At 46.4% G+C, this 1,086-nt stretch carries 1 pseudogene; it reads left to right on the plus strand.

Features of this window, described 5'->3' with window-relative positions:
* Positions 1-698, plus strand: a pseudogene (locus KDK16_RS07635) (hypothetical protein); the annotation flags it as partial.
* Positions 699-1,086 lie beyond the last annotated feature (388 nt).

The raw sequence follows: 1,086 nt of genomic DNA on the forward strand, positions 1-1,086 counted from the left end.
GGCATCAGGCTGTTGAGGTTGCAGAATCTCTTCATAAATTGTCGGGTGAGCACTATGCTTCGAGACTGGCTCACTTGTACTGTGAGATAGCTGAGGAAAAACTGCGTCATAATGATCGATCAGGAGCCCGTAAATTCATCAGAACCGCATTTTACAGGGATAAAAACTGCGTCAGAGCCAGTTTGATACTGGGTCGGATAGAAATGGAGGAAGGTCGTGACAGAGAGGCTACCAAGGTTCTTCAGAAGGTATCTACTCAGGATAACCGCTACGTTCCGCTGACTCTTGATATGCTGGAAACCGTTTGCCATCGCAGTCATCAACAGCGTGTTCTGGGCAGCTATCTGGCACGTTGCCTCAATGAGAAACCGGGCACGGCTGTTATCTTGGCCATGACGGCTCAGTTCATGAACAGTCGCGGTGACGTCTTCGCTATGGAATTTTTGACCAGTCAGCTTCGACGGCAACCCACTTTGAGAGGCTTGAATGCCCTGATCAATATCCAGTTGAATCATCCCACTGAACCCTCGCTGACCAGCATCAAACTGTTAAAAGAGGTGACAGACCAGATGTTGGTTTCAAAGCCGGTCTACCAGTGCTTAAGTTGTGGCTTTTCCGGTAAAGAAATGCATTGGCACTGTCCGGGTTGCCATGAGTGGGGAACACTGGCACCTGTTCAGGGTGTGGAAGGAGAGTAATATCCCTGATTGTTTGTTTTGCGGTATATCCTTGTCTAGACAAGATATCAGAGCCTTCTTATTAGAGCCTTCCAAATTTCAGGATGCAGTGTGGGAGGCAGGAAGAGAAGGATGACACACTGTGACCGACCAATGTGTTTTTAGACTTTCAGCAAATATTTCAGTTCAATATTTCGGTAATTATCCTATTAATTATCTCGATCGTGAATTGAAATAATTCTCATTTAGGCCTAGTATTCTGCTTGTTTTCAATCTGTTGTCGCCGCGTCATAAACTGCCTCAGGTTGCTCTTTTCACCACATCACCAGATGTATCAAAGCACTCTTTATCGGGCACTATCAGTTTCGGTAAAAGGGTTGGGAGATTGGGATGACGGTCACTTTGGGGG

The sequence above is a fragment of the Endozoicomonas sp. SESOKO4 genome (genome assembly GCF_024606275.1).